The sequence below is a fragment of the Phyllobacterium sp. YR531 genome (assembly GCF_000282595.1).
Taxonomy (GTDB): domain Bacteria; phylum Pseudomonadota; class Alphaproteobacteria; order Rhizobiales; family Rhizobiaceae; genus Phyllobacterium.
The window spans coordinates 389,110-414,083 of the sequence record NZ_AKIZ01000022.1 but is presented as its reverse complement, the minus strand read 5'-3'; the positions used below and the strand labels follow the sequence as shown (position 1 = coordinate 414,083).

Here is a 24,974-nt window from a genome sequence, read left to right as displayed (position 1 = left end):
TCACAAGCTTGTATCAAGCGGTGGCAGGATATCGGATGAGATCGCAGCGTTCAGGGCGCCTGATGCAACAACATCTGAAACAGCTTTCAGATCAGGCGCCATATAGCGATCCTCTTCCAATGTGGGCACCGCTGCTCGGATAACGCCATGGGCGCGGCTGAGTTCCGGGCTGGTCTGGAGCGGCGCTCGCAGATCAATTCCCTGTGCTGCGGTCAGCGCCTCGATGCCAATGATCGAGAACAGATTATCCGTCATCTGCAGAAGACGTCGCGCACCATGGCAGGCCATCGAAACGTGATCTTCCTGATTGGCAGAGGTCGGCGTTGAATCAACAGATGCCGGATGCGACATCTGCTTGTTTTCCGACATCAGTGCAGCGGATGTCACCTCTGCAATCATCAGCCCCGAATTCAAACCGGGCTTGCGGGCAAGAAATGCCGGCAAGCCATAGCTCAGGGCAGGATCGACCAGCAAAGCAATACGGCGTTGGGCGATTGATCCGATCTCGCAGATTGCCAGCGCAATCTGATCAGCGGCAAATGCAACGGGCTCGGCATGGAAGTTGCCGCCGGAGACGACCGAGCCATCGCTGAGAACCAGCGGATTGTCAGTCACGGCATTGGCTTCTATTTCCAGCGTACGTGCCGCCATTCTCAACAGATCAAGACATGCTCCATCAACCTGCGGCTGGCAGCGGATGCAATAAGGGTCCTGTACGCGCTCATCGCCTTCAATATGACTTTCGCGGATCGGGGAGTTTTCCAGCAGACGCCGCAATGCGGCACCCGTATCAATCTGACCGCGATGGCCGCGAAGCGAATGTATGTCGGCATGGAAGGGAGCCGAAGAGCCCATAGCTGCATCCGTCGAAAGAGCACCTGTTATCAATGCCGATTGACCGGCGCGATGCGCGCGGAATAGTCCCGCCAATGCCAATGCCGTAGAAACCTGCGTGCCATTGATAAGCGCAAGGCCTTCCTTGGCTGCAAGCACGACCGGTTTGAGACCGGCTTTGGCAAGCCCATCGCCAGCAGGCAATTGCTTGCCATCGAATATGACATCGCCTTCGCCGATCATCGCCGCAGCCATATGCGCCAAGGGAGCCAGATCACCGGAAGCGCCGACCGAGCCTTTTTCGGGAATGACAGGGATAACACCTTTTTCGAGCATCGCCTCAATGAGCGTGATCAATTCAAACCGCACACCGGAAGCACCGCGACCAAGCGATATGAGCTTCAACGCCATAATCAGGCGAACAATGTTTTCTGGCAAAGCATTACCCACGCCGCAGCAGTGTGAGAGGATCAGATTGCGCTGCAATGTTCCAACATCGGCGGCGTCAATCCTGATAGACGCCAGCTTCCCAAACCCTGTATTGATACCGTAGACCGGGGCGTTCCCGGCGACGATTTCAGCAATGCGCCGTGCAGCAGCTTCAATTCCTGCGTGGTATGAAGGATCGAGCTTCACAGGCGTGCCTTGCCAGTAAATGGTTTCCAGAGTGCTCAGCGAAACTTTGCCCGGATGAAGTATAACGGTCATTGAGTAATCCTTTGTCCCCGGAATATGCGTGCGTGGAGAGGGTTGAAGCCGATGCGGTAAACAAGTTCAGCAGGGCTGGTTGCATTCCAGACTGCAAAGTCAGCCGACTTTCCCGCTTTGATCGTACCCGTTTCATTCAATATGCCAAGCGCACGCGCCGCCTCACGCGTTGTGCCGGAAAGCACTTCATCGACAGTCAGGCGGAAGAGTGTGCACGCCATATTCATTGTCAGAAGCAGCGAAGTAAGCGGCGATGTACCGGGATTGCAGTCCGTCGCGACAGCAATGTGAACGCCTGCATCACGCAGGACCCGTACGGGCGGAGCCTGCTCTTCGCGCAATGTATAAAAGGCACCCGGCAAAAGAACTGCAACAGTTCCTGCTGCCGCCATGGCTTTCGCCCCTTCTTCATCGAGATACTCAAGATGGTCGGCGGAGAGCGCACCATAGGACGCCGCAAGTTTGGCGCCGCCAAGATTGGACAGTTGCTCCGCATGCAGTTTGACGGGAATGCCGAGGGCTTTCGCCTTGTCAAAAACGCGGCTTATCTGAGCGGGTGAAAACGCGATCCCTTCACAGAACCCGTCCACCGCATCGACAAGCCCTTCTCTATGAGCTGCATTAAGTCCGGGCAGGACTACATCAGTAATGTAATCATCGGGGCGGCCGCGATACTCAACCGGCACTGCATGGGCGGCAAGATAGCTCGTATGAATGCGCACGGGGCGCAACGTTGCCAACCGGCGCGCGACCCGCAGCATTTTCAACTCGGCTTCAATGTTCAGCCCGTAGCCGGATTTGATCTCGATAGTGGATATCCCTTCGCTTAACAGCGTATCGAGCCGTGGCAGGCTCTGCGCGAGCAGATCGTCTTCACTTAGGGCGTTAGTGGCCTTAACGGATGAGACGATACCGCCACCTGCGCGCGCGACTTCTTCGTAAGTTGCCCCTTCAAGCCGCATTTCGAACTCGCGAGCCCGATTGCCGCCATAGACCAGATGGGTATGACAATCGACAAGTGCCGGAGTGACCAGCTTTCCCTCAAGGTCGACAGCTTCAATTGTCCGCGCTTCCTGAGGAAGTTCACTTTCAGCTCCTGCAAAGACAATCCGGCCGTCCTTTACGAGAATGGCCGCTTGCTCGATAATCGCAGTCGCGTTCTCTTCGCAGGTTACCAAACGCATGTTGCGCCATAGCTGAAAACCAACGCCATTGTCTGAGATTATATTTCCACCCATGAGCTTTACGCCTTTTCTTCTCCTGTTAATATGTATAGACATAATTGAGATCAACGCAAACAGTTTTTCTGTCACTTCGGGAGGATTCACAATTGACGCATGTTTTTGCACAGGCAGCCCTTACGCCTTCCGGCTGGCAGCAGGACGTTCGCATAAGCTTTGACGAAACCGGAATTACAGCCATGCAGCCGGGAGCCAGCGCGGCACCCGATGACGAGCGCCATACGATCATTCTTCCCGGCATGCCGAACCTGCATAGCCACGCTTTTCAGCGCGGCATGGCAGGACTGGCGGAAAGCCGTGGCCCCGGCTCTGACAGTTTCTGGAGCTGGCGCAATGTCATGTATCGCTTCGCCTTGACCATGTCGCCAGAACAAATGGAGGCTGTTGCCGCCCAGCTTTATATGGAAATGCTGGAGGCCGGCTTCATTCGCGTTGGCGAATTTCACTATCTCCACCATGATGTTGACGGGCAGCCCTACGCCAATATTGCGGAAATGGCCGAACGTATCGCAGCAGCGGCAAGCCAGACCGGTATTGGCCTGACTCTGCTTCCAGTCTTCTATGCGCACTCAACATTTGGAGGCGCTGCTCCTTCCGAAGGGCAGCGACGCTTTATAAACTCGCTGGACTCTTATGAGCGGATCCATGCCGGTTGCCTCAATTCCGTCAAGAGCCTGACTGGCGGTAATGTCGGCGTAGCGCCGCACAGTCTGCGGGCGGTTACCCCGGACGAACTTGCAGCCGTTACAGCCATTGCCGGTAGCAATCCGAAACATATCCATGTGGCGGAGCAGGTGAAGGAAGTTGAGGACTGTATTGCCTGGTCCGGTGCCCGCCCGGTTGAGTGGCTCCTGCAAAATGCCGATTTGGATGCCACCTGGTGCCTGATCCACGCAACCCATATGACGGATGATGAAACCAGTGGGATGGCACGCAGTGGCGCGGTTGCTGGGCTTTGCCCGATAACGGAGGCTAATCTTGGCGACGGTACATTTTCTGCGGATTTGTTTACCCAAACGGGAGGCAGGTTCGGCATTGGTTCAGATTCTAACGTTCTCATCGGAATAGCAGACGAGTTGCGTCAACTGGAATATTCTCAGCGTCTGGCACATCGTTCCCGCAACGTGCTCGCGCCAGCGGGGGGATCGACCGGCCGCACCATTTTCGACCATGCGGCTCATGGCGGCAGCGTCGCCCTTGGCAGCGAGACAGGTCTCGCAGTTGGCAGACCAGCAGACTTCATCAGCATCCAGCAGCAAACGGCTGGTATCTTCTCCGGCGACGTCGCACTCGACTCGTGGATATTTGCCAATGGTGCCAAAGTGGACAGCACTTGGGTATCCGGCATCAAGCAGGTTGAGGGTGGCCGCCACAAGCTCCGCGACCAGATCGAACAAAAGTTCGGGAAAGTGATGCAAGAACTGATGTCCGCCAGTTTCTAAAACAGCTTCCGATCAATCAGACTACCTGTCAAATTTCCCATCAGAAAAGCTCAAAAAGAGTTGCACACCTCATTTGGCTGAATTAGTATATCAGCCGGAGGAGAATTCTCGTGGTGAAAATGACGCTCGAAGACGTCGCCCGAGAAGCCGGTGTCAGTCTTGCAACGGTTGATCGCGTGGTGAACGGGAGAATAGGTGTGCATGCGCGCACCATTCAGCGCGTCAACGCGGCTATCAAACAGCTGGGTTTCCTGCCAGATCCGCACGCTTCCAGATTGGCTCGCGGCCGCGATTATGATTTCCGCATCATTCTCCCGACCGGCGAAAATGAATTCATGCAGGCTCTTGCTGCCGAGTTCCGCGCAACGCGCGAACGCCAGTTGCAGGAGCGGGTGCGCCTGACCATTCAGTATGTCGATACGTTTGATGGCGAGGCGTTGGCATCGGCCTTGGAAAAGCTTCCGAGCGGAATTGATGGTGTCGCAGTCGTTGCGCTAGATCATCCTGCCGTCACCGAAGCCATCAATGCACTTGCGGATTCCGGTGTCGTGGTTCTCACGCTGGTTTCGGACGTGCCAAACTCAAGGCGCGCACATTATGTTGGTATCGATAATTTCGCTGCGGGCCGCACTGCTGCGTCGCTGATCGGCCGCTTTGTCGGCTCACGCAAGGGTAAGGTTGGCATGATCGCCGGATCTCTGGCGCTGCGTGATCATGTCGAGCGGCAGTTTGGTTTCGAACAGGTTCTTGCACGTGAATATCCTAATTTGAATGTTCTTCCCGTCCGAGAAGCGCGTGACGAGAATGCGCGGGTCGAGGCAGTCACCAAATCCTTGTTGCAGGATCACCCTGATACGGTTGCGATCTACAATGCCGGAGGCGGGCAGGCGGGTGTCATTGCAGCATTGGAGGCCGCCAATCGCGGTTCCGACATGATTTTTGTAGCGCACGAGCTGACCCCCTCAACGCGCCGCCATCTCGTGCGCGGTACGATCGACGCGATCATAAATCAGGATGTGGGTCACATGGCGCGCAGCACCGCGCGCATTCTTACTGCGCTGAAAGAGGGCCGCCCGATTGTTTCGGGGCAGGAACACATTCGCATCGACATCTTTCTCAGGGACAACATGCCCTGACGGCTACAATTGGTATTGGGAGGAAACACATGAAGACGATCAAGGGACCAGCTATTTTCCTCGCACAGTTTGCGGGTGATGAAGCTCCGTTCAATACATTGGATGCAATGTGTGGATGGGCGGCAGGACTTGGCTATAAGGGCATTCAGATTCCGGCGTGGGATGCGCGTCTCATTGATCTGAAGAAAGCTTCCGACTCCAAAGATTATTGCGATGAGATCGCGGGGACAGCCGCAAAACATGGTCTGACAATCACCGAACTCGCGACCCATCTTCAGGGGCAGCTTGTCGCTGTTCATCCGGTCTATGATGAACTCATGGATGGTTTTGCAGCACCGGAAGTGCAAGGCAATCCGGCGGCACGTCAGGAATGGGCCGTCGATCAGTTGAAGCGTGCGGCACGGGCTTCAAAACATCTTGGTCTCAAAGTGGTGCCTACATTTTCGGGCGCACTTGCATGGCCATTTCTTTATCCTTTCCCGCAGCGGCCTGCAGGTCTGGCTGAAGCGGCTTTTGATGAGTTGGCAAAGCGTTGGACACCCATCCTCAATTACTTTGATGAGCAGGGTGTTGATGCGGCCTACGAAATCCATCCGGGCGAAGACCTTCATGACGGCATTACCTATGAAATGTTTCTGGAGCGCGTGAACAATCACTCCCGGGCAAACCTGCTGTATGATCCGTCTCATTTCGTGCTGCAGCAGCTCGATTATCTTGATTACATCGATATCTATCATGAGCGGATCAAAGCCTTCCACGTGAAGGATGCCGAATTCAATCCGACAGGACGCCAAGGTGTCTATGGCGGTTTCCAATCCTGGGTAGACCGCGCCGGTCGTTTCCGCTCCCTTGGTGACGGACAGGTTGATTTCGGGGCGATCTTCTCCAAACTGACCGCTTATGATTTCGATGGCTGGGCAGTGCTGGAATGGGAGTGCGCCTTGAAGCATCCGGAGGATGGCGCGCGCGAAGGTGCTCAATTCATTGATGCGCATCTGATCCGCGTTACCGAGCGGGCATTCGATGATTTTGCCGGGTCCGGCACGGACGACGCGGCCAACCGCCGTATTCTTGGTTTGAAGTAAGAGGGTAAAGCAATGGCCATTGGAGCATCGAAAGAAAAGTCTGCGAGCAACCGCATTCGTATCGGCATGGTCGGCGGCGGGCAGGGCGCATTCATCGGCGCGGTCCATCGTATCGCACTGCGCATGGATGACCAGTTTGAACTGGTGGCAGGTGCGCTCTCGTCAGACCCGGATCGTGCCAAGGCCTCAGCAAGAGAAATCGGCATTGCCGATGACCGCGCCTATACCTCCTTTGAAGAAATGGCCAAGGCTGAAGCCAAGCGCCCGGATGGCATTGAAGCAGTTTCAATTGTTACGCCAAACCATATGCATGCACCCGCTGCAAAAGCGTTTCTCAAGGCCGGTATTCATGTAATCTGCGACAAGCCCCTGACCACCACGGTCAAGGAAGCAAAGGAGCTTGTCTCTCTGGTCAACAAAACCGGCAAGCTGTTCGTGGTCACCCACAATTATACCGGCTATCCGATGATGCGGCAGGCACGGGCAATGGTGGAGAAAGGCCTACTCGGCACTATCCGCGTGGTGCAGGCCGAATATCCGCAGGATTGGATGACGGAAAGCACTGAGAAGTCCGGCTCGAAACAGGCTGAATGGCGCGTTGATCCAAAGCGTTCAGGCGCTGGCGGCGCTATCGGCGATATTGGCACGCACGCCTATAATCTCGCCTGTTTCGTATCCGGCCTGAAGCTCAAGCAGCTTTGCGCTGAACTGACCAGCTTTGGCGAAGGCCGCGTTCTTGACGACGACGTGCAGATTCTCATGCGTTTCGATGGCGGTGCCAAGGGCATGATCTGGGCAAGTCAGGTCGCGCCGGGCAATGAGAATGGTCTGAAGCTGCGGATATACGGAACCAAGGGCGGCCTTGAATGGACACAGGCCGATCCGAATTATCTCTGGCACACGCCGTTCGGTAAACCAAAGCAGTTGCTGACCCGCGGTGGTGCCGGTGCATCGCCCGAGTCTGCCCGCGTTACCCGCGTTCCCGGCGGTCATCCCGAAGGTTATCTTGAGGGCTTTGCCAATATCTATACGGAAGCCGCGCAGGCAATACTTGCTGCCCGCAACGGCAAGAAGCTGCCCAAGGATGTTATCTACCCAACCGTGCAGGACGGGCTTGCCGGAATGGAATTCATTGAAGCTGCGGTCAAGTCTTCCAAGGCTGGCGGCGTCTGGACGAAGGTGTGATGGCAACAAACCAACCTTTAAATGCCCCGAACGTGCCCGTGCTGGAAGCGCGCGGCATTGCCAAGGCATTCGGGCCGGTCGAGGTGCTGACCGATATCAGCCTGACCATCATGCCCGGCGAGGTCCATGCGATCATCGGCGAAAATGGTGCGGGCAAGTCGACACTGATGAAGCTGCTCAGCGGACACCTGAAGCCAACACGCGGTAGCGTCGCTATCGATAATGAGCCGGTCAGCTTTGCCGGGCCGGTCGATGCGGAACATCGCGGCCTGGTTCTGGTGCATCAGGAAATCCTTCTTGCGCCAGACCTGACCGTCGCCCAGAACATTTTCATGGGGCGTGAACTGAAGCGTGGCCTCATGGTCAATGACCGCGAAATGAACAGGCAATCAGCTGAAGCAGTCCGCAGTCTCGGCGCGGAGATTGACCCGACCACGCAAATAGCCCGGCTCTCCATCGCGCGACGTCAATTGGTGCAGATCGCCCGCGCATTGCAGGTGCCACATCGCGTTGTGATTTTCGACGAGCCGACTGCTTCGCTGACGCCGATTGAGACGGATGCGCTGCTCAAGGTTATCCGCGATCTGCGCGACAAGGGCGTGGCCATTCTTTACATCTCGCATCGCCTGCCGGAAGTTGCGGCCATTGCAGATCGCATAACAGTCTTGCGCGATGGTAAGCTCATTGCAACCCGCAACGCGTCCGAATTGCAGCCCGTTGACATGGCACGGTTGATGGTCGGGCGGGATATGTCAAAACTCTATCCCGAACGTGAGGACACCGCCGCGCATGAAACCGTGCTCGACGTCAAGAATTTCGATGTGCCAGGCTATGCCCGCGATGCATCTTTCTCTCTGCGTAAAGGTGAAATCCTCGGCTTTGCCGGTTTGATTGGCGCCGGTCGTACGGAACTGCTTGAAGGCATTGTCGGGCTTCGCACCGCTCATGGCCAGATAGTATTCAATGGCAAGCCCACCAAATTCAACACAGTGCGCGACAGCATGGCCGCAGGCATTGTCTATCTGAGTGAAGACCGAAAGGGTAAGGGTCTTTTGCTGGCACAGGATTTGCGAACCAACCTGACATTGGCGACCCTCGACAAGTTTTCCAAAGGGCCGCTGATCGAACGCAAGCGCGAAGATCAAAGCCTCGACAAAGCCATCAGCGATTTTGATATACGTGCGCGCCGTCGCGACCTTCTTGCCGGCCAGCTATCTGGCGGCAACCAGCAAAAGCTGCTGCTTGCCAAGATGATGCTGCTCGAACCGAGTATCGTCATTATCGACGAGCCGACGCGCGGTATCGATATCGGTACGAAAGAACAGATCTATAAATTCATTGCCGACCTCGCCAAGGCGGGGAAATCCGTCATCGTGATCTCGTCCGAGATGCAAGAACTCATCGGCATCTGTCACCGCATTCTTGTCATGCGTTCGTCCCGTATTGTTGGCGAGGTGACAGGAGATGCAATGACTGAAGAAGAAATCGTCGTCCACGCCACAGGCGTCAAAATCAACGAAGCAGAGCTTTACAGTGCGGGGAACGCATGAGCGACTCAACGACAAATACCGATACGCGCGGGTTCGCCCGCAAGCTGGCTGATCTCGACATGACAGCCGTTGCGCCATTCCTTGCGCTCGCTGCGCTATTCGTGCTTGGTGCACTCATCAACCCGAATTTCCTGTCCATCGACAATCTGCTCAATGTGCTCACGCGATCTTCTTTCATCGCGATCATTGCCGTTGGTGCAACATTCGTCATCTCCGCCGGCGGCCTTGATTTGTCAGTCGGCTCGATGGCGGCACTTGTTGCAGGCATCATGCTGCTGTTTCTCAACTCCGCAGCCATTGATGGCGATATGGCGATGCTGTGCGTGGGTGTCGTTGTTGCCATTGGCGTGGGCGCATTGGCTGGATTGCTCAATGGCGCTGTCATCACAATCGGCAGGATCGAACCCTTTATCGTAACGCTGGGAACCATGGCGATCTTCCGGTCGGTCACAATCTGGCTTGCAGATGGCGGTTCCATTGCCATGAAATCCACGTCAATGCGGGCGCTTTTCCGGCCCGTCTATACCGGCACATTTATCGGACTTCCGATCCCCGTATGGATCATCGCTGTTGTTGGTATTCTTGCTGCCTTCATTCTCTACAAGACCTCTTTCGGCAGGCATGTGATCGCCGTCGGCTCCAACGAAGACGTCGCTAAATATTCGGGCATCCACGTCAACCGCGTGCGCGCAATGACCTATGTCTTGCAAGGTATTTGCGTGGCGATTGCGGTCATTGTTTATATCCCGCGCCTCGGTGCAGCGACCACCACGACCGGGATGCTATGGGAGTTGCAGGCCATCACTGCCGTGGTGATCGGCGGCACTGCGCTGCGCGGTGGTGTTGGTCGCATATGGGGCACGATCTGCGGTGCCTTCATGCTGGAGATCGTCGGCAATATCATGGTGCTTTCGAACATCGTCAGTGAATATCTCATCGGTGCTGTTCAGGGCACGATCATTATCATTGCAATGCTTGTCCAACGGACGCTGCAAAAGAAGAAGTGACCGCCAGTGGTCACAAAGGAATAGGGGCGGGAGGCTGCCTCTTCTAACGGGACGGGGGAAAAGGGGCCACCCACCGAGCCGCAACCAAGGCCCGAACGAAAAATTGGGAGAGAACACATGCGTAAACTTATGATGGGTCTGGTTGGGGCGGCACTCGCTTCGACAATGACCTTCGCCTACGCTCAGGATAAACAGGTCAACATCGCCGTTTCGATTCCGGCTGCCGATCACGGTTGGACAGGCGGCGTCGTCTATCACGCGGAACGCGCGGCAAAGTTGCTCGAAAAGGCACATCCGGGCCTGAAGATCACTGTGAAGACTTCGCCGGACGGCGCTTCACAAGCCAATGCGCTGGAAGATCTGACCACCCAAGGCATGGACGCACTTGTAACCCTGCCGCACAATTCCGATGAACTGACCGATCCACTTCGTCAGGTCAAGGAAAAGGGAGTTTTCGTTACGGTTGTGGATCGTGCGCTGTCTGATCCGACAGTTCAGGACCTCTATGTTGCCGGCAACAACCCGGAGCTTGGCCGTGTTGCGGGTACATATCTCAAGGACACACTGAAGACCGGTGATGTTGTTGTTATTCGCGGTCTGCCAATCGTTATCGATGAAGAACGCCAGAAGGGTTTCGATGATGCGATTGCAGGCAGTGGCATCAAGGTTCTGGACAAGCAGTTCGGCAACTGGTCACGCGATGATGCTTTCAAGGTCATGCAGGACTATCTGACCAAGTTCCCGAAGATCGATGCGGTCTGGTGTCAGGATGACGATATGGCGGTTGGCGTTCTTGAAGCCATCAGCCAGGCGAAACGCACCGATATCAAGCTGGTTATCGGCGGTGCGGGCATGAAGGACATGATCAAGCGTGTTGCCGATGGCGATGCAATGACACCGATCAATGTGCTTTATCCGCCATCAATGATCGCGACAGCCATGGAACTGACAGTAGCCAACTTCTACGATCAGGTTCCTGTACGGGGCAGCTACATCCTTGATGCGACCCTTGTCACCAAGGACAATGCGGCTGAATTCTACTTCCCGGATTCACCCTTCTGATCCAATCGGCATCAGATATCAGAAATGCGAAGGGCCCACTAAGGGCCCTTCTTTTTTGGATCAGCTTCCAAACTGGATGCCGGACTTTGTCGTCGGGTTCAGCTGGCGGATACAGGCTTTCGGGTCAATGCCTGTGCCCGCGCACTCAGTCGAATCGTTGACGAGAACGCGCGTTACTTTCGTACAATCAAGCTCGCCAAGGTCGAAACGGCGCACTTTGGTTTTTCCCTGCGGCAGTTCCTTGAAGTCCAGCACCGTGATGCGATCGACAACCTGAGCCTGATTGAACAAGGCGATCTCAAATCCAACCTTGTCCAATGCCGCTTCCAGATTATTGGTCACGACAAAAGTGAGCCGGCAGCCTTTTTCTGATGGCTGCAATGCGTTCAGCTCCAATGTCAGCGTGGATTTTGCAGCATTTTCCTGTGCGGGTGCAATTCCGGTTGCGGCGAGGACCAGCAAAGCCGTGGCCGCGATCAGGCCATAACAATGGCGCGCTAGAAATCTCATGAATTCACCCTCTGTCTTTTGCACGATTACACCCGTTTTCTGATCACAGTTTCGTCAATTTTGAAACATGACTCATTGACTCTTATTTGGTTTGAGTAATAAAGATGAAACTTGTAGTCAAGTTTAAATGAGGGGGTGTTCGCTCACCCGATACCCTTGGAAAAAGGCACGAAAAGGCCCATTGCCATGTCGCGACGCCAAATCATCGATCTGCAGGTTCGCCTTCCCAATGTGTCACCCATCAGAGCAGACTACCGCCGCCCCGTACAATCAGATATTCGAGTGTTTGGCAGTGACATTTTATTCGACGGATCAAGCGAGGTCGGCATTGAACATGCTGGCTCGCTTTACCGTTTGAAGATCACGCGCCAAGGCAAACTCATATTGAATAAATGATTGAATAAAAAAGGTTTTGAGATGACACACGTTACAAAAATGACGGCGGAAGCGATTCGCCAGGCAAGAGCAGAGAATCCCAAGATGCGTGAGCGCGATCTGGCGCAGCAACTGGAAATCTCGGAAGCAGATTTCGTTGCAGCCTATTGCGGCATCAGTGCCATCCGCATCTCGCCGCGGATCGAGACTTTCCTGACGGAAATCGAGGCACTGGGCGAAGTCATGGCGCTTACACGCAACGAGAGTGCGGTTCACGAAAAGATCGGAGTCTACGACAAACCCATCGTCGGCAAGCATGCATCGATGATGCTTGGCGAGCAGATTGACCTGCGCCTGTTCCCCAACTCCTGGACCCATGCATTTGCCGTGGAAAAAGAAGATGGCGACGCCATCCGCCGCAGCCTGCAATTCTTCGATGCAGCAGGTGAGGCGATCCACAAAATTCACCTGCGTCCTTCATCCAATCTGGAAGCCTATGCGGCTCTGGTAGCAAAGCTGAGACTTGAAGATCAGTCCCAGTCCATCGAAACAACCGAGCTGCCAAAGCCTGAGCAGAAAAAGCACGAACTCGACGAACTTGATGCCGCCAGTCTCCGTGAGCGCTGGACACAGATGAAGGATGTTCACGAGTTTTTCGGCATTCTGAACTCTCTGGAAATGACCCGCCATCAGGCCGTTCAGGTCATTGGTCAGGACTATGCCTGGCAGTTGGACAACGATGCCCTGACGGCAATGTTGCACCATGCGGCACAGGAAGAACTGCCAATCATGTGCTTTGTCGGCAATCGCGGCTGCATTCAGATTCACTCCGGGCCGGTTGAAAACATCAAGCCCATGGGACCGTGGATCAATATTATGGATGAGACTTTCCATATGCATCTCAGGACCGATCATATTGCCGAGCTTTGGGCCGTACGCAAACCAACCAAGGATGGGCATGTGACATCGCTGGAAGCCTATGGTGCCGATGGCGACATGATTATCCAGTTCTTCGGCAAGCGCCATGAGGGCAATCACGAGCGTACCGATTGGCGCAATCTCGTCGAGAGCCTGCCTCGTTTGATGCGCGTGGCTGCATAAAATGAAAAAGCCTTTCAAATTTGCAGCATTGGCCGGACTCCTCGGAATGCTGGCTCTTGCCGGTCACGCAGTTGCCGAGGAAGTTTCCGGACCTCTCGCCGATACCAGCCGGGTCGTGTCCATAGGCGGCTCAATTACCGAGATCATCTTTGCACTTGGAGAACAAAGCCGCCTCGTAGGACGCGATACGACCAGCGTATATCCAAAGGAGGCTTTTGCGCTTCCTGATGTGGGCTACATGCGGGCTCTGTCGCCAGAGGGTGTCCTTTCGATCAACCCGACGGCCATCATCGCCGTTGAAGGCAGCGGACCTGAGCAGGCCATTGACCTGTTGAAGAAGGCGAGCGTGCCTTTCGTTTTTGTACCGGAAAACTACTCAGCCACCAGCGTTTCCGAAAAGATCAGGATTGTTGGTAAAGCGCTTGGCGTGGAAGACAAGGCAAACAAACTAGCCGAGAAGGTGGATGCGGATCTTGCCGCTGTTCAGGCGGAAACGAAAGACATCAAGACGCGCAAGCGCGTTCTGTTTGTCCTCAGCGTGCAAGGCGGGAAGATCATGGCTGCGGGCACGCAGACGGCGGCCAATGGCATTATCAAACTTGCAGGTGCCGAGAACGCTGTAGGAGGTTTTACCGGCTACAAGGCGCTGAGTGATGAAAGCATCCTGATCGCCAATCCGGATGTTATTCTCGTGATGAATCGTGGCGACAACCATGCCACTGCCGAGACCGAACTGCTGGCCAACAAGGCAGTTGCTGCTACACCTGCCGGTGCGAACAAGGCAATCATACGCATGGACGGCCAATATCTGCTGGGCTTTGGACCGCGCACGGCAAGTGCCGTGCACGATCTTTCCAAGTCATTCTACGGCGACAAAGCAATCCAATGAGCGAGGCCGTTCTTATGAAGCCTGCTGCCCTGCATTCAAAGCAGGACGGCAGGAAAGGTCGCGCCGATGGCGATCGCTCCTTTCTGGCAAAGATTGTCATTGCCATACTCGCGGTAGCATTTGCAGTAACATTCCTGTTCAGCCTGGCCGCCGGCGCTTCTGATGCATCGGTGATTTCCGTCATTGGATCGCTGCTACAGGAAACGCGCGGTGTTCCCGATGCCCTGTCAGTGCGCGACAGCATCATCATTTATGACATTCGTCTTCCGCGCGTCATTCTGGGAGCCTTGATTGGCGCATCGCTTGCAGTCTCCGGTGCAGTCATGCAGGGGCTGTTCCGTAACCCCTTGGCTGATCCGGGCATTGTCGGTGTTTCTGCCGGTGCGGGCCTCGGAGCACTGAGCATAATCGTACTGGGCGGCAGCGTGTTCGCTCCGGTTATTGCACTGCTGGGCCTTTATGCCTTGCCGCTTGCAGCATTCAGCAGTGCCCTGCTCTTCACCTTCATTTTGTATGGTGTGGCCACGCGACGGGGGCAGACTTCCATCGCAACCATGCTTTTGGCCGGCATTGCGCTTGGGGCAATGGCCATGGCCTATATGGGGCTGCTCACTTACATCGCCGATGATCGCCAGTTGCGTGACCTGACGTTCTGGCTCATGGGTTCGCTTGCCGGTGCCAGCTGGATGAAAATCGCCGCAACAAGTCCGTTCATTGTCATGGCCTTGCTCATTTCACCCTTTCTGGCTCGGGGTCTCAATGGGCTTGCATTGGGTGAAGCCACCGCCAGCCATCTTGGCATTCCCGTGCAGCGCTTCAAGATCATCGCCATCATTGCGGTCGCCGCAGCCACCGGCGCTTCCGTGGCTGTCAGTGGCGTCATTGGTTTTATCGGCGTCGTCGTTCCGCATCTGCTACGGCTCGCCATAGGGCCGGACCATCGCTATCTCCTGCCTGCTTCTGCTTTGCTTGGAGGAAGCCTCCTGCTTCTCGCCGATGCCGTCAGCCGCACAATCGTTGCGCCTGCAGAACTGCCGATAGGCATCGTCACGGCAGCTGTCGGTGCCCCGGTCTTCCTTTGGATATTGTTGCGCAAGCGCGGCATTCTGGACCTATGACCATGATTCACATCTCAGACCTCGGCGTCCATCTGGGCCGTTCTCAAATCGTGCATAATGCGGCTTTCGATGCTCTTGCCGGAGAGATAACAGTCATTGTCGGACCCAATGGCTCTGCCAAGACAACCCTCATGCGCGCTCTTTCCGGTGATCTGCCCTATACCGGAACAGTGTCCATCAATGGACATTCCGTAAAGCACCTGAAGCTCTGGCAGATGGCAGCAATGCGCGCCATCCTGCCCCAAGCCACATCACTGGCATTTCCGTTCACGGTACACGAGATCATAAAGCTCGGGCTGACCAGCGGACGCTCTCTCGGCTCGGCAAAGAACATCGCGCATCTGCCTGAAGAGGCTCTGGAGCTGGTTGATCTTGCCGGGTTCGGTGGCCGTTTCTATCAGGAATTGTCTGGCGGTGAGCAGCAACGTGTGCAACTGGCTCGTGTTCTATGCCAGGTTTGGCAGCCCGTGGTGGACAATCAGCCACGGTTCCTGTTTCTGGACGAACCCGTATCCAGTCTCGATATCAAGCATCAGCTGATCATTATGGAAATTGCTCGGTCCTTTGCAAAACGGGGCGGCGGTGTCATTGCAATTCTGCACGATCTCAACCTGACATCCATGTATGCGGATCGTGTTGTCGTTATGCATAAAGGGCGCGTGGATGCCGTGGGTGCTCCGCAGGAAATCCTTACGGACGAGCGCATTTTACGCGTCTATGAATGCGCGCTCAAAGTTGGCGTTCTGCCTGCTGCCCATGTGCCGTTTATCTTGCCGCAATCTGCGGTCACCTGATTACTGTCCGGGTTTTCATCCAACACATACTCATCGCATTACAACTCACGGCAATGGTCGCGCAGCAGTGCTCAACCTCTATATTCAGCTGCGACATAACATGCCGCATGCAGAATTGATTTGTTGACATAAACATATCTTTATGTGATCTTGAGACCTCACCCAAATATTGGTTTTGAGGCGTGTCGAGTTATGAATAATGCGGTTGATAATCTTTTTGGTCCCATGGGCGCTCCTCGGGATGGAAAAGAAGTTTTCGCGGCCCTGACCAAGGCTGCAAAAGAACGCATACTTATACTTGATGGTGCCATGGGCACACAGATTCAGGGGCTGAACCTTAACGAGCAGGATTTCCGCGGAGACCGCTTTGGAGACTGCTCGTGCCACCTGCAAGGCAATAACGACCTGCTGATTCTCACACAGCCGCAGGCGATTGAAGATATCCACTACGCCTATGCAATGGCGGGTGCGGATATTCTGGAAACCAATACGTTTTCATCGACCACAATTGCCCAGGCTGATTACAGCATGGAAGAGGTGGTTTATGAACTGAACCGGGATGGTGCGCGCCTTGCGCGGCGTGCGGCGATCAAAGCTGAGCAGAAGGATGGCCGCAGGCGCTTCGTCGCTGGTGCGCTTGGCCCGACAAATCGCACCGCCTCCATGTCCCCGGATGTCAACAACCCTGGCTACCGCGCTGTTACCTTCGATGATTTGCGCATTGCCTATGCCGATCAGGTTCGTGGTCTGATTGACGGCGGTGCCGATATCATCCTGATCGAAACCATCTTCGATACGCTCAATGCAAAGGCTGCAATCTTCGCAACCAACGAAGTTTTCGAGGAAAAGGGAATAGTCCTTCCGGTGATGATTTCCGGGACAATTACCGATTTGTCCGGGCGTACACTTTCCGGCCAGACACCGACTGCTTTCTGGAACTCGGTGCGCCATGCGCAGCCCTTTACGATCGGGCTGAATTGCGCATTGGGTGCAAACGCCATGCGCGCGCATCTTGCCGAAATTTCAAATGTTGCCGATACGTTCGTCTGCGCCTATCCGAATGCCGGTCTGCCTAACGAATTCGGTCAGTATGACGAAAGCCCTGAGGCCATGGCAGCTCAGCTTGAAGGCTTTGCCAGTGAAGGCCTTCTCAACATTGTCGGCGGCTGCTGTGGCTCGACGCCGGAACACATCAAGGCCATTGCCGAGGCTGTCGGAAAATACCCGCCGCGCGCGGTGCCCGATATTGCCATCCATATGCGGCTGTCGGGTCTGGAGCCTTTTACGCTCACCAAGGATATTCCGTTCGTGAATGTCGGTGAGCGTACAAACATCACCGGCTCTGCAAAATTCCGCAAGCTGATCACCGCGGGCGATTATGCGACGGCGCTGGATGTCGCCCGTGATCAGGTGGCCAATGGCGCGCAGATTATCGACATCAACATGGATGAAGGTCTGATCGACAGCGAAAAGGCGATGATCGAATTCCTTAACCTGATCGCAGCCGAGCCTGATATCGCGCGTGTTCCGGTGATGATCGATTCTTCCAAATGGGATGTCATCGAGGCGGGTTTGAAATGCGTTCAGGGCAAGCCCCTGGTCAACTCCATTTCCATGAAGGAAGGCGAAGAGGCATTCCTATATTACGCAAAGAGAGTGCGAGCCTATGGCGCCGCTGTTGTCGTCATGGCCTTCGATACGGAAGGGCAGGCGGATACACTGGAGCGCAAAGTTGAAATCTGCACCCGCGCCTACGAGCTGCTCACCAAAGAAGCCGGTTTCCCGCCGGAAGACATTATCTTTGATCCCAACGTCTTTGCTGTCGCCACCGGCATTGAAGAGCATAATGGCTATGGCGTTGCCTTTATCGAGGCAACGAAGCAGATCACAGAAACCTTGCCGCATGTTCACATCTCCGGCGGCATTTCCAATCTTTCCTTCTCGTTCCGTGGCAATGAGCCGGTGCGCGAAGCCATGCATGCTGTCTTCCTCTACCATGCCATTCAGGTCGGCATGGATATGGGTATTGTCAATGCAGGCCAGCTCGCAGTCTATGAATCGATCGATCCTGAGCTGCGTGAGGCGTGCGAAGATGTCGTGCTCAACCGGCGCGATGATGGGACCGAGCGTCTGCTTGACCTTGCAGAACGCTACAAGGGTTCAGCGGGCAAGGAGACACGCGAGCGTGACCTTGCATGGCGCGAATGGACTGTTGGCAAACGCATTGAACATGCGCTGGTCAATGGCATCACAGAATTCATCGACATCGATACGGATGAGGCCCGGCTTGAATCAGCCCGGCCCCTGCATGTCATTGAAGGGCCGCTGATGGCGGGCATGAATGTTGTCGGCGATCTTTTCGGTGCCGGTAAAATGTTCCTCCCTCAAGTGGTGAAATCCGCCCGCGTGATGAAACAGGCCGTGGCCGTGCTTCTGCCCCATATGGAAGCAGAAAAACTGGCCAATGGCGGTACGGGCGAGCGCGAAAGCGCTGGCAAGGTTTTGATGGCAACCGTGAAGGGCGATGTGCACGATATTGGCAAGAACATTGTTGGCGTCGTGCTTGCCTGCAACAATTACGAGATCATTGATCTTGGCGTCATGGTACCTGCAACCAAGATTCTGCAAACGGCTCGTGAGCAGAATGTGGATATTATCGGCCTTTCGGGACTGATCACGCCCTCTCTGGATGAGATGGTGCATGTAGCCGCTGAAATGGAACGGGAAGGCTTCGACATTCCGTTGCTGATCGGCGGGGCAACGACAAGCCGTGTGCATACGGCAGTCAAGATCAACCCCCGCTATAATCAGGGACAGACCATCTATGTAACGGATGCGAGCCGCGCCGTCGGCGTTGTCTCCAACCTTTTGTCGAAAGACATCAAACCCGGCTATGTAGAAACAATCCGCGCCGAATATGCAAAGGTTGCCGACGCCCATGCCCGCAATGAAGCCGATAAACAGCGGCTGCCGCTGGCAAAAGCCCGGGCCAATGCACACAAGATTGACTGGTCAGAGTACACACCACCCAAGCCGGGTTTTATCGGTACGCGCATCTTCGAGAATTATGATCTTCAAGAGATCGCCAATTACATCGATTGGACACCCTTCTTCCAGACGTGGGAATTGAAGGGACGCTATCCGGCTATTCTTGAAGATGAAAAGCAGGGCGCTGCAGCCCGTCAATTGTTCGACGATGCACAGGCAATGCTGACCAAGATCATTGCTGAAAAATGGTTCAATCCGAAAGCCGTCATTGGCCTTTGGCCTGCTGGTGCGGAAGGCGACGACATTCGCGTCTTCACCGATGAACAGCGCAGTGAAGAACTGGCGACCTTTTATACATTGCGCCAGCAGCTATCGAAGCGCGATGGCCGCCCGAATGTCGCGCTCAGCGACTTTGTTGCGCCGCTGGATAGCGGCAAGCAGGATTATATCGGCGCTTTTGTTGTTACGGCAGGCATTGAGGAAATCGCCATTGCCGAGCGTTTCGAGCGTGCCAATGACGATTATTCGTCAATCCTCGTCAAGGCTCTGGCTGACCGTTTTGCCGAGGCCTTTGCCGAGTTGATGCATGAGCGGGTGCGAAAGGAATATTGGGGCTATGCGCCCGATGAGCAGCTTGCGCCCGAAGAGCTGATTGGCGAGCCCTATCGCGGCATTCGTCCAGCTCCCGGCTATCCGGCACAGCCAGATCATACGGAAAAGGAGACGCTGTTCCGTATTCTCGATGCAGAAGCAAGGATTAATGTCCGCCTCACGGAAAGCTATGCCATGTGGCCGGGCTCATCCGTTTCCGGTATTTATCTTGCGCATCCGGAATCCTACTATTTCGGCGTTGCCAAGGTAGAGCGGGATCAGGTTGAAGATTATTCCGAGCGTAAATCCATGCCGGTTGAAGATGTCGAGCGCTGGCTTGGTCCTATTCTAAATTACGTCCCTCAACCGCGCATCTTAGCAGCGGAATAGAAGCTCCAAGGCCTCCCAAGCCTGTCGAACACCTCATATCCGTATTGACTTTTACGTAATATGGATATGAGGTGGCTGCGGGGAGTGACTATCCATATCGGGAGTAATGGATTGATGGGGCTGGGCACGCTGATCATCATGATCATGATTGGTTTGCCGGTGGCGATCCTTGCTACGCATTTTGCGGGTGGCAGCCGCCGCCCATCCCTTCAAACCGATGATCAGACGGCGTCTATTTTCCAGCAGGATTTCCCCGAAGAAACGATCAGCCGTATCATCTATTCATCTGATCGTCGTACAGCTTTCCTGTTGTTGACGAATGACCGTATTGGCATTGTCCATGGTTTTGGAAATCGCTTTCTGACCCGCGATTTTGCACGTGACGATATTCTTTCGGCAGAGCCGATAGGACAGGCTGGCCTGAAACTGACAATTCGCGATTTCACCTGGCCCGGCAGCACATTTTCTTTCAGCGATACAGCCAGCCGGGATGTTGCACTGGGCTGGCTTGCAACGAAATTTAACCCTGCGGAGGATATGGCACATGACCGAATCGCAGTTCTTTGATGTTACGAAACTCGCCGTTCCCTTTTATATCGTCGCGATTCTAATCGAGCTGGTGGCGATCCGTTATCTACGGCGCAAGGGCGATTTCGAAACAAAGGATACCGCCACCAGCCTTCTGATGGGCGTCGGCAGCGTGGTTGCGGCTCTTCTGCTCGGCTTTGTCTCTCTCACTGCCCTTTTATGGATTTGGCAGTTCCGATTCTATGATCTTGGCTTGAGCTGGTGGGTGCTGCTGCTCGCCTTCCTGCTTGATGATCTGCGCTATTACTGGGTGCACCGCATTGAGCATCGGATGCGCTGGGGGTGGGCCTCCCACGTCAATCATCATTCCAGCCAGCATTACAATCTTTCAACGGCCCTGCGCCAATCATGGACCGGTGAATTCACCGGCATGTTTATCCTGTCGATACCCTTGGTACTATTAGGGTTTCACCCCGCCGCCCTCGCTTTTGTGTTCGGCTTCAATCTTGTCTACCAGTTCTGGATTCACACCGAGACAATAGGAAAACTGTGGCGTCCAATTGAACTTGTCTTCAACACACCATCGCATCATCGCGTCCACCACGGCACGAACCCGCGTTATCTCGATGCCAATTATGCAGGCGTGCTGATCATATGGGACAGGATGTTCGGCACCTTCGTTGCAGAGCTGGAAGAAGACGCGCCTCGTTATGGCATTGTCCACAATGTTGCGACGTTCAACCCGTTGCGCGTCGCATTCCATGAGTGGGTTGGAATGTTCAAGGATGCGTTTTCACCCGGTCTCACATTGCGCCAGCGGCTGCTCTATCTGTTTGCGCCTCCCGGCTGGAGTCATGATGGCAGCCGCAAGACGTCCGAACATTTGAAGGCTGATTATGTCCGGCTTCACCCCGAAGAGGCGGGCAAGGCTGGCTTGCCAAAGCTTTAGGGTCAGGAGAAAATAATATGGCCGTTGAACTGCAGACGAAGCCCGGCACCTTCAAGAGCCTGAATATAGTGTTCGCGATTGTCGCTGTGACGGCAATTTTGACAAGAATAGCGGGCCCGGACTGGAGCTGGCTGCATTACATCGCAAAGCCGCTGGCAATTGTTCTGCTGCTGGTCATCGTTCTCACAGCATCCGCAGGGGTTCCGGCACGCTATAGATGGTCTATCCTTGCCGGATTGGCTTTTTCGCTATGCGGCGATGTTTTTCTGATGCTGCCGCAGGATTACTTCATACAGGGTCTCGTTTGCTTTCTCGTGGCGCATTGCTGCTATATTGCAGCATTCACCAGCGATGTCCGTTTTGGGGCACGCCAGCTGACTTTCCTTATCTGCCTCATCCTCGCAGTCGCCATGGTGAGCGGCCTTTGGTCTGTCCTGCCATCGAATATCAAGGCCCCGGTAGTGGTCTATGCCATCGTTCTGGCGTTGATGGCGGCTCAGGCAATTGCTCGAACGCAAATCCTGGCAAACAGCGCTTCGCGATCCGCCGCCACTGGTGCAATATTATTTATGATAAGCGATAGCATCCTTGCCTATGGCAAGTTCCGTTTTGATATTCCGCTGGAAGGACTTTGGGTTCTTTCCACCTATTTTGCCGCTCAATGGTTCATTGCGCGGTCATCAGTCTGGAGATGATCTATGCGTGCTGCAGCCGTCCCGTCATTTGGCGCGAAAGTGGAACTCATTGAGGTTACTAAACCTCAGCCCAAGAATGACCAGATACTCGTCAAGATACTCGTGGCCGCCATCAATCCGTTTGACTGGAAAGTGGCTGATGGAATTCTAGAGGGTAAGGCACCTCATGTCTTTCCTCTGGTGCTTGGCAATGATGCTGCCGGTATCGTTGAATCCTGCGGCGCGGACGTTACCAATTTTTCCGCTGGCGATACGATATTCGGCCAGTTCCTGCATATGCCGCTCGGCGAAGGCCCCTATGCGGAATATGCCCGCGTTCCCGCCTCCAATCTGTTGAAGAAATTGCCTGGCACCTTGGATATTCTTCAGGCCGCAGCACTTCCCACTGCCGGTATGACCGCACTCCAGATGATTGAACAACTGGAACTGCCAAAGGGATCGACCGTGCTGATCGTCGGCGCAACCGGCGGAGTGGGCTCCTTTGCAGTTCAGCTGGCCTCTACTTTGGGACTCAAGGTTATTGCAACGGCTCGCGCCGCCAAAGCCGCGCATATGAGTGAGTTTGGAGCGACTGCCACGATTGATCACACGTCCTCTGCCGTCTCAGAACAGCTGCGCCAACTTTACCCGGAAGGCATTGACGGGTTGATCGACCTGATGAGCGATGCAGCGGAATTCTCTGCTCTTGCCTCGCAGGTCAGGAAAGGCGGTACGGCTTTCACAACCGCGTTCGTCGCCAATGATTCCGAATTGCAGAAGCTTTCGCTGAAAGGCGGAAATTTTGAACTGTCAGCGGATCATGAACTTCTGGATCGTCTGGTGGATCATGTGGTGAAAGGCGGCGTCATTGTTCCTGTAGACAAGGTCATCTCTCTCGACGAGGTGCCCGAGACGGTTGAACAAAGCCGCAAGGGCCGCTCTGCAGGTAAAACCCTCATCAAGCTCGGCTGAATCAGGTACCCGCATAGAGATAGCTGCGCGGCGCGGTTCCCAGCATTCGTTTGAACATGGTGGTAAAGGCCGGAACACTATTGTAGCCGAGGTCAAGCGCAACACTGGTCACCTGCTCACCCTCGGTCAGGCGCGGCAAGGCCGCAAGCAGACATGCCTGCTGCCGCCATGTGGAAAGGCTTATGCCTGTTTCACGCCGGAACACTCTGGTGAAAGTGCGCCTGCTCATGCCAAGCTCATCGGCCCAATGATCTATATTCGTGTGCGGCGAGGGGGCTTTGAGAAAATCATGGCAAAGCGCCGCCAACCGGCGATCTGTCGGAAAGGGCAGTCCCAGAGGGCGTTCGGGCAGATTTGGTATCTCATGCAGCAACAACCCCATCACAAACGCCGCGCGCGTGTTGGCAGCAGCATTTGCTGGCAGGTTCACGGCTTCGCGGATAAGATTGTCCATGAGCGGTGTCAGGCCGACCACATGCAAGTGGTCCTTTAGCCCATCGACCGATTCCGGCCGCACATAGATTGAATGCATGGATACATCACCGAACATGTCGACAGCATGTTCAATGCCCGCTGGCAGCCACAGGGCATGATGCGGAGGCACCATCCATCGCCCGAACTTCGTCGTAACCATCACGACCCCGCACACTGCATGCAGCAACTGTGATTGATTGTGATGATGATGGGGAATGTGCTGCCCGGCGGGGTATGCGGTTGCCAGCGCGAGCACATCGCCTTCCGTCTGGTCCAGCCATGTCAGCCGCAACTGGTGGAGGTTCTCCAGCTCCAGTGCGGTAGAGGCTGTGCCCGGAAAAGTCTTGTAGCGCATGAATTTGGCTCACTCTCGTAAGAAATGAACCAAATCACGAAAGCTGACGCTACTCAATGTTTATATATGAGCTGCGCCCCTCGTCTTCAGCCAGTAGCCGAAGAGCGCTGCCGTAATAAAGGCGATCAGCCCGTAAATTGCTGCAGGCACCGCCATGGTCGGGTTGTTCAGCAGGAAGGGGCTGAGTGCAATGGCGATGGCAAGCGTACCATTGTGAATGCCTATCTCCATCCCGATTGCCGTGGCTTGCCGATTATCGATACCGACCGTCCTTGGCACAAAATAGCCGACAGCCAGACTGACCAGATTGAAGGCTAGAGCGGCAAGCCCGACGATTGGAGCCCAGATCCGCAATGTCTCCCATTCCTGTACGAGCGCTACAAGAACGACCAGCAACAGGAAGATAAGGGACAAAGTTTTGACGGGACGCTCCATCCTCTTGGCAAAATCCGGATAACGGTGGCGCAGCCACATGCCGATAATCACCGGCCCAAGCACAATGACGAATACCTGTATCACCTTGGAGAACTGCAGCGGGATTGCTTGTCCTTCAGAAAAGAAATGCGCCAGAGACCAATTTACAATCAACGGCAGCGTGATGATGGAAAGCGCGGAATTCACAGCTGTCAGAGAGATATTCAGTGCCACATCCCCACCCGCAAGATGGCTGTAGAGATTGGCGGAAGTACCGCCCGGGCTTGCCGCCAGCAACATCATCCCGACTGCGAGCGCTGGTTCAAGATTGAACAGGTAAACAAGACCAAGGCAGGCAAGCGGCAGAATGAATGTCTGGCAGAAAAGTGCCACAAGAACCGCTTTCGGCGCCTTGAGCACATTGTGAAAATCTTTTGATGTCAGGGCCAGTCCCAGCCCAAGCATGATGACACCCAGTGACACGGGCAAGAATATTGTCAGCGCCAGATTATCTTCCATGGTTCCCCCTCGAATACTTCCTCCCTTTACACGTCAGTACAGCGCGAAAGGATGCTCATCACTCCCCAATAAGCTGTAGCCAC

22 protein-coding genes are annotated in these 24,974 nt (G+C 54.9%); 17 read left to right on the top strand and 5 right to left on the bottom strand.

Annotation, left to right across the window (positions count from 1 at the left end):
- Both hutH and hutI read right to left on the bottom strand, forming a co-directional pair.
- Positions 1-1,542 carry a histidine ammonia-lyase gene (gene hutH / locus PMI41_RS15525; RefSeq protein ID WP_008126388.1) on the bottom strand — a complete coding sequence of 514 codons (1,542 nt, stop codon included), beginning with the start codon at positions 1,540-1,542 and terminating at the stop codon, positions 1-3.
- Positions 1,539-2,780, bottom strand: coding sequence for an imidazolonepropionase (gene hutI / locus PMI41_RS15520; protein WP_008126387.1), 1,242 nt, complete (start codon positions 2,778-2,780; stop codon positions 1,539-1,541). The genes hutH and hutI overlap by 4 nt, the downstream gene beginning before the upstream one ends.
- A 92-nt stretch (positions 2,781-2,872) precedes the next feature.
- Here hutI and PMI41_RS15515 point away from each other — a divergent pair, with 92 nt between their 5' ends.
- The 7 genes from PMI41_RS15515 (at position 2,873) to PMI41_RS15485 (ending at position 11,250) form a co-directional block, all read left to right on the top strand.
- Positions 2,873-4,225, top strand: a complete 1,353-nt coding sequence (locus PMI41_RS15515; RefSeq protein ID WP_008126384.1) for a formimidoylglutamate deiminase — start codon at positions 2,873-2,875, stop codon at positions 4,223-4,225.
- A gap of 119 nt (positions 4,226-4,344) precedes the next feature.
- Positions 4,345-5,361 carry a LacI family DNA-binding transcriptional regulator gene (locus PMI41_RS15510; RefSeq protein WP_040855051.1) on the top strand — a complete coding sequence of 339 codons (1,017 nt, stop codon included), beginning with the start codon at positions 4,345-4,347 and terminating at the stop codon, positions 5,359-5,361.
- A 29-nt stretch (positions 5,362-5,390) separates the two neighbouring features.
- The gene (locus PMI41_RS15505; protein ID WP_008126382.1) at positions 5,391-6,446 is read left to right on the top strand and encodes a sugar phosphate isomerase/epimerase; all 1,056 of its coding nucleotides are present in this window, start codon (positions 5,391-5,393) and stop codon (positions 6,444-6,446) included.
- 12 nt (positions 6,447-6,458) lie between these two features.
- Entirely contained in the window at positions 6,459-7,631 is a 1,173-nt protein-coding gene (locus PMI41_RS15500; RefSeq protein ID WP_008126380.1) for a Gfo/Idh/MocA family oxidoreductase, read from the top strand.
- Positions 7,631-9,181, top strand: coding sequence for a sugar ABC transporter ATP-binding protein (locus PMI41_RS15495; RefSeq protein WP_008126379.1), 1,551 nt, complete (start codon positions 7,631-7,633; stop codon positions 9,179-9,181). Before PMI41_RS15500 ends, PMI41_RS15495 begins: the two co-directional genes overlap by 1 nt.
- Positions 9,178-10,188 carry an ABC transporter permease gene (locus tag PMI41_RS15490; protein ID WP_008126378.1) on the top strand — a complete coding sequence of 337 codons (1,011 nt, stop codon included), beginning with the start codon at positions 9,178-9,180 and terminating at the stop codon, positions 10,186-10,188. Before PMI41_RS15495 ends, PMI41_RS15490 begins: the two co-directional genes overlap by 4 nt.
- A 117-nt stretch (positions 10,189-10,305) precedes the next feature.
- A complete protein-coding gene (locus PMI41_RS15485) occupies positions 10,306-11,250 on the top strand; it encodes a substrate-binding domain-containing protein (RefSeq protein ID WP_008126377.1) in 945 nt (314 codons plus the stop codon).
- A 60-nt stretch (positions 11,251-11,310) separates the two neighbouring features.
- Here the strand turns inward: PMI41_RS15485 and PMI41_RS15480 are convergent, their stop codons facing one another.
- Positions 11,311-11,760, bottom strand: coding sequence for a hypothetical protein (locus PMI41_RS15480; RefSeq protein WP_008126376.1), 450 nt, complete (start codon positions 11,758-11,760; stop codon positions 11,311-11,313).
- Between the two features lie 186 nt (positions 11,761-11,946).
- Here PMI41_RS15480 and hemP point away from each other — a divergent pair, with 186 nt between their 5' ends.
- The 10 genes from hemP (at position 11,947) to PMI41_RS15430 (ending at position 23,129) form a co-directional block, all read left to right on the top strand.
- Complete coding sequence (hemP, locus tag PMI41_RS15475) at positions 11,947-12,156, top strand: hemin uptake protein HemP (RefSeq protein WP_008126374.1); 210 nt, start codon at positions 11,947-11,949, stop codon at positions 12,154-12,156.
- Positions 12,157-12,177: 21 nt separating this feature from the next.
- On the top strand, positions 12,178-13,236 hold the full coding sequence (locus PMI41_RS15470; RefSeq protein ID WP_008126373.1) for a hemin-degrading factor: 1,059 nt from the start codon (positions 12,178-12,180) through the stop codon (positions 13,234-13,236).
- Between the two features lies 1 nt (position 13,237).
- A complete protein-coding gene (locus PMI41_RS15465) occupies positions 13,238-14,125 on the top strand; it encodes a hemin ABC transporter substrate-binding protein (protein ID WP_040855048.1) in 888 nt (295 codons plus the stop codon).
- Between the two features lie 14 nt (positions 14,126-14,139).
- Positions 14,140-15,243, top strand: a complete 1,104-nt coding sequence (locus PMI41_RS15460) for an iron chelate uptake ABC transporter family permease subunit (protein WP_008126370.1) — start codon at positions 14,140-14,142, stop codon at positions 15,241-15,243.
- Positions 15,244-15,245: 2 nt separating this feature from the next.
- Positions 15,246-16,037, top strand: coding sequence for a heme ABC transporter ATP-binding protein (locus tag PMI41_RS15455; protein WP_008126368.1), 792 nt, complete (start codon positions 15,246-15,248; stop codon positions 16,035-16,037).
- A 192-nt stretch (positions 16,038-16,229) separates the two neighbouring features.
- Positions 16,230-20,006 carry a methionine synthase gene (metH, locus tag PMI41_RS15450; RefSeq protein ID WP_008126366.1) on the top strand — a complete coding sequence of 1,259 codons (3,777 nt, stop codon included), beginning with the start codon at positions 16,230-16,232 and terminating at the stop codon, positions 20,004-20,006.
- 84 nt (positions 20,007-20,090) lie between these two features.
- Positions 20,091-20,573 (top strand): hypothetical protein, encoded by a 483-nt coding sequence (locus PMI41_RS15445; RefSeq protein ID WP_157179404.1) that lies wholly within the window; start codon positions 20,091-20,093, stop codon positions 20,571-20,573.
- Positions 20,551-21,483, top strand: coding sequence for a sterol desaturase family protein (locus tag PMI41_RS15440; RefSeq protein ID WP_008126362.1), 933 nt, complete (start codon positions 20,551-20,553; stop codon positions 21,481-21,483). Before PMI41_RS15445 ends, PMI41_RS15440 begins: the two co-directional genes overlap by 23 nt.
- 17 nt (positions 21,484-21,500) lie before the next feature.
- Complete coding sequence (locus tag PMI41_RS15435) at positions 21,501-22,178, top strand: lysoplasmalogenase (RefSeq protein WP_008126360.1); 678 nt, start codon at positions 21,501-21,503, stop codon at positions 22,176-22,178.
- A 3-nt stretch (positions 22,179-22,181) separates the two neighbouring features.
- Entirely contained in the window at positions 22,182-23,129 is a 948-nt protein-coding gene (locus PMI41_RS15430) for an NADP-dependent oxidoreductase (RefSeq protein ID WP_008126359.1), read from the top strand.
- A gap of 1 nt (position 23,130) precedes the next feature.
- Here the strand turns inward: PMI41_RS15430 and PMI41_RS15425 are convergent, their stop codons facing one another.
- Positions 23,131-23,958 (bottom strand): helix-turn-helix transcriptional regulator, encoded by an 828-nt coding sequence (locus PMI41_RS15425; protein WP_008126358.1) that lies wholly within the window; start codon positions 23,956-23,958, stop codon positions 23,131-23,133.
- A 60-nt stretch (positions 23,959-24,018) separates the two neighbouring features.
- Positions 24,019-24,891: a bile acid:sodium symporter family protein gene (locus PMI41_RS15420; protein ID WP_008126357.1), complete on the bottom strand. Its 873-nt coding sequence runs from the start codon at positions 24,889-24,891 to the stop codon at positions 24,019-24,021.
- Between the last annotated feature and the right edge of the window lie 83 nt (positions 24,892-24,974).